Below are 4,714 nucleotides of genomic sequence, written 5' to 3' on the forward strand. Positions count from 1 at the left end.
CCTTCAGCGTGTCGACCATCTCCTGCGCGCCCACCGGGCGGAGCGGCGCCTCCGAGGCGCCCGTCGCGGCGGGCCCCACGGTCTGCGGGGCGGCGGCGCGGCCGCCGGTGCCGCCGGTGCCCAGGAGCGTGCCGCCGAGCGCGACGAGGGTCAGCGCGGCACCCGCCCCGCCGATCTGGAGGGCGCGCACGCGGCGCAGCCGGCGGCCCCGCGCGGCGGCGCGGTTCACCAGGTCGTCGGTGGGCGGCGGGAACGCGCGGGCCGCACCGCCCATGGCGGCGGACAGCCGCCGCGCGAATTCGTCGTCATGGTCGTCGAGACGGTCATCGAGGGGCATGGGACGGCTCCGTTCGTACAGCTCGTACGGCAGTGAGGGGGTCGGCACACGGGCCGGCGGCGGGACAGGCGGACCGGGCGGGCGGCCGGGGCGGCTAGCGGAGGGCCGGCTCGGACAGCTCGTCGCCGAGCAGCTCGCGCATCCGCTGCAGGGCGCGCAGGCTCCGGACGCGCACCGCGCCCGCCGAGACCTTCATGGCCGCGGCGGTCTCCTCCACCGTGCGGTCCTCCCAGTAGCGCAGCACCAGCACGGCCCGGTCCTTGGCGGCGAGCCGGGACAGGCCGTCCAGCAGCGTCAGCCGCAGCTCGGCGTCGTCCGGGCGCCCGGCGGAGTCCGGGAACCAGTCGCTCGGGCGCTCGGTGGAGCTGCGCAGCCGGCGGTGCGAGAGGAAAGTGCGCACCAGAACGGTGTGCGCGTAGGCCACCGGCGACTCGCGGCGGTTGATCCGCCGCCACGAGCGGTACATCTTGGCCAGGGTCTCCTGGACCAGATCCTCCGCGAGATGCCAGTCCCCACCGGTCAGCAGGCACGCGGTGCGGAACAGATACCCGCTGCGCGCGGCCGCGAACTCCAGGTAGTCCCCGGGTGCTTCACCCACCGTGTCGCCCTCCATGATCCGACGTCACTGTGTACACGTCATGAAGGGCGCGCCGCGTTACACCGTGCGCCAGGCAGGTGTCCGGGACATGTGAAAACGCCGCAGGCCCGGCACTGCATGAACAGTGCCGGGCCTGCGGTCCTAGTAGCGGGGACAGGATTTGAACCTGCGACCTCTGGGTTATGAGCCCAGCGAGCTACCGAGCTGCTCCACCCCGCGACGGTCGAGAGACCGGATCCAGATACTGGGGACCGGCTTCTCGGCTGTGCGCTCGGCAGGATTCGAACCTGCAACCTCTTGATCCGTAGTCAAGTGCTCTATCCGTTAAGCTACGAGCGCTTGGCTTCCCGGCGGCGTTTCCGCGCCGGTCGGCGTTGCGGGAACAACATTACATGAACACCGCCGGGAGACGAAATCCGTTCCCCGCACCCACCCTGACCTGCACAAACGCCAGAAAAGCGGAAACGCGAAAGCCCCGGCCGTCCATCGGACGGCCGGGGCTTGTCGGCGGCTGCGGAGGCGGAGGGATTTGAACCCTCGATGGGCTTTAAGGCCCAAACCGCATTAGCAGTGCGGCGCCATAGACCGGACTAGGCGACGCCTCCAGCACACCCGCGCGAGCGCGGGTGTCGCGTGCCGATGATGACACAGCCGTGGGGCCTGCCACCAATCGCACCCCTAAGGTACCGGGCCGGTGGCGGCCGGGGCAAAGGTGTTCCCGGAGCGCAACGCGGGGCGCCCCGGCGCGTTAGAGGGGTGAAGGGCCCGGTCCGTTCCCGGCCGGTGCCCCGCGCGCGACCCCTCACCGACCCTGGAGTCCCCCCATGTCGCTCCGCCGTCTCGCCCTGGCCGCCGCCACCGCCCTGGCCCCGGCCCTGTTCGCCGCCGCCCCCGTGGCACCCACCGCGTCGGCGGCGCCGCTGCCGCTGCCACTGCCCGGCCTGGAGCGCGGCGACCACCTCACCGTCGTGATCAGCGACAGCGGGCCGCGCGACGCGCGGTACGAGCTGTACTGCCACCCGGCCGGCGGCACGCACCCGCACGCCAAGGCGGCCTGCGACCAGGTCGACGGGCAGACGCGGTGGGGCCAGGAGCTCTTCGCGCCGGTGCCCAAGGGGCAGATGTGCACGATGCTCTACGGCGGCCCGGAACAGGCGCACGTCACCGGCACCTGGGCGGGCCGCCCGGTGGACGCGCGGTTCAACCGGAAGGACGGCTGCGAGACGGCCCGCTGGAACCGCTTCTCCACCCTCCTCGGCGGTCCGCCGAGCACCCCCAAGGGGTGACACTGCGGGCATGTCGGTCGTGCACCGACACGCCCGGGAGCGGCCCGGAACCAGCCGGGAAGCGCCCTGGACAGGGTCTCGCCGCACCCGTCATCCGCCGTCGCACCCACCTCGGCAGCCCGTAGACTTCCCTTCAATGACAGGCCGCCGGGGCGCCGCGAATCCGCCCACAGCGGTACGCAAGGTGCGGTAACCAGGGAGGAAGCGTCGTCGTGAGCAGCAGGCCATCCCGAGGCGCTGCTCGCCTCGCAGCCATACTCGACGCCCTGCCCGATGCCCTGCTGCTCGTCAACTGCAACGGCACGGTCGTCAACGCGAACCACATCGCCCTGGAGACGTTCGAGGTCCCGGGCACCGGGCTCGTCGGGCGCGGACTCCTCGACCTGCTGCCCGACTTCGACTCGCGCCGCATCCCCGGCTCGATGCGTCCCCCTGAGGACGGCGACGGCGGCCGCACCAAGCCGACCCGGATGATCGCGCGCCGTACGGACGGCACGCAGTTCCCGGTGGAGGTCACCAGCGCCAATCTGGAGGACGGCCGTACCCCGTACGCCGAGCCGCACTCCTCGTACACCGGGGACGAGCTGCTCATGCTCGTCGTCCGGGACCTGACCGGCACGCTGGACACCGAGGCCGAACTGGCCCGGCAGCAGCGCCAGACGGAGATGATCCTGCGGGCCGCCGCCGAGGGCGTCGTCGGCGTGGACATCGCCGGCAAGGTCGTCCTGGTCAATCCCTCCGCCGCGCAGATCCTCGGCTACCGCGCCAGCGACCTGGGCGGGCACGAGCTGCACCCGCTGATCCACCACTCCCGCGCGGACGGCACGCCGTTCCCGTACGAGGAGTCGCCCATCGCCGACACCCTGCGCTCGGGGCGCAAGCACCGGGTGCGCGGGCAGGTGCTGTGGGCGAAGGACGGGCGGGCCGTGCCCGTGGACCTGACCACGGCGCCCGTGCGCGACGGGGACCAGCTCGTCGGCGCGGTCATGACCTTCACCGACCGCCGCCCGTACGACGCGCTGGCCGCCCGGCACGCGCAGCTGCTCGCCGTCCTCGACGGCTCGCTGCGCGGGCCGCTCGAACAACTCCGCGCCGAACTGGGCACCCTGGCCGACGATCCGGCCGGGCAGCTGTGGCCCGAGGCCAACCAGATCCTGCACCACCTGGCCGCCGGGTACACCCGGATGACGACGCTCGTCGACAACGTCCTCGCCTACCAGCGGCTCGACGCGGGCCAGACCCGGCTCCAGCGGGAGCGGGTCTCCCTCGACGAGGTGGTCGCCGCCGGCGTCGAGGGAGCCGTCGAGCTGATCGGGCCGGGCCGCGCGCAGTTCGCGGTGCACGCCCCGGCCATCGAGGCCGAGGTGGACGCGGCGCTCTTCGCCCAGGCCCTCGCCCATCTGATCGCCGACGTCGCGGGGATCGACTCGACGGGCGGCACGGTCGCCGGCGACTCGACGATCGTCGTGGCGGCGGCCCAGCGCGGCGAGGTCGTCCGCGTCGAGGTACGCGGCCCGCACGCGGGCGGCGACCCGGTGCACGGCCCGGTCGTGCGCGGCATCGTCCGCCGGCACGGCGGCGTGCTGCAGACGCACGACGTGCCGGGCGCGGCGGGTGGCAAGGCGTACGTCCTGGAGGTGCCGGTCTCGGCGGACGCGGGCCCGGTCCCGGCGTCGGCCCAGGACCGCGCCGACGCCTCGCCGGCGACCATCGGCGGCGGTACGACCGTCATGCCGATGCCGGCGCAGCGGGCGCGCGGGACCGAGGAGCAGTCCCCGTCCCAGCCGACGGGGCGTCGCCGGGGTCCGGAGGCCGCCGAGCCGGCCGAGTCCCCCGAGCCGGTGGTGCCCGCGCAGGCGCAGGGCGGCGGCCGCCGCGCCCGCCGCACGGCCTTCGCGCTGCCCCCCGCCGACGCGGACCGCGCCCCGGTCCCCGAGCCCGCCCCGGTCGCCGCCGCGGAGCCGGCGCCCATGGGCCGGCGTGCGCGCCGGGCGGCGCCCGGCCCCGAGCCGCGTCCCACCGGCGAGCGCACGGCGTTCGCCCTGCCGCCGGCCGAGGCGGACCGCCGGAGCGGCACCGAGGCGTCCGCCGACGCGACGCACCGCCCCGCCGTCCCCGGCCAGGCGGGCCCGCCGCCCTCCGAGGCGGCTCCCCCGGCCGAGCCCGCACCGGCGGGCGTCCCCGACGTGCGCGGCCCGGGCCCGTTCCCCGGGCCGGTGGCCGCCGTCCCCGGCGGCGCGGACGCGGCCGGCCCCCAGGCCGGGCCCGTGCCGTTCCCTCCCGCCGGGCCGAACGCTCCCGGTGTGCCGCCCGCCGCACCGGCGGAGGGCGCCGCCGCTCCCGGACGAGGTGGCCCGGGGCCCTTCCCCGGAACCGCCCCCGCCGGCCCGGACGGCACCGGCGTGCCCGTCCCGGCGGCTCCGCCCGCCGGACCGGCCGGTCCCCTGCCCTTCCCCCTCGCCGGCCCGAACGGCCCGAACGGCCCGAACGGCC

At 75.5% G+C, this 4,714-nt stretch carries 3 protein-coding genes, 3 tRNA genes and 1 pseudogene; 2 read left to right on the plus strand and 5 right to left on the minus strand.

Annotated elements, in window-relative coordinates; genetic code table 11:
* The 5 genes and pseudogenes from AB0K09_RS29860 to AB0K09_RS29880 form a co-directional block, all read right to left on the minus strand.
* Positions 1-337, minus strand: a pseudogene (locus AB0K09_RS29860) (hypothetical protein); the annotation flags it as partial.
* Positions 338-431: 94 nt separating this feature from the next.
* Positions 432-935: a SigE family RNA polymerase sigma factor gene (locus AB0K09_RS29865; protein ID WP_366068535.1), complete on the minus strand. Its 504-nt coding sequence runs from the start codon at positions 933-935 to the stop codon at positions 432-434.
* 145 nt (positions 936-1,080) lie between these two features.
* Positions 1,081-1,154 (minus strand) — tRNA-Met (locus AB0K09_RS29870).
* A gap of 47 nt (positions 1,155-1,201) precedes the next feature.
* A tRNA-Arg gene (locus AB0K09_RS29875) sits at positions 1,202-1,274 on the minus strand.
* Positions 1,275-1,449: 175 nt separating this feature from the next.
* Positions 1,450-1,540: transfer RNA gene (locus tag AB0K09_RS29880), tRNA-Ser, on the minus strand.
* Between the two features lie 219 nt (positions 1,541-1,759).
* Here AB0K09_RS29880 and AB0K09_RS29885 point away from each other — a divergent pair.
* Together AB0K09_RS29885 and AB0K09_RS29890 are read left to right on the plus strand one after the other, a co-directional pair.
* Positions 1,760-2,221 carry an SSI family serine proteinase inhibitor gene (locus AB0K09_RS29885; protein ID WP_366068536.1) on the plus strand — a complete coding sequence of 154 codons (462 nt, stop codon included), beginning with the start codon at positions 1,760-1,762 and terminating at the stop codon, positions 2,219-2,221.
* A 212-nt stretch (positions 2,222-2,433) separates the two neighbouring features.
* The coding region (locus AB0K09_RS29890; protein WP_366068537.1) for a PAS domain-containing protein at positions 2,434-4,714 on the plus strand (2,281 nt) is incomplete at its 3' end.

It is taken from the genome of Streptomyces sp. NPDC049577 (assembly GCF_040675635.1).
In the GTDB taxonomy this organism is placed as follows: domain Bacteria; phylum Actinomycetota; class Actinomycetes; order Streptomycetales; family Streptomycetaceae; genus Streptomyces.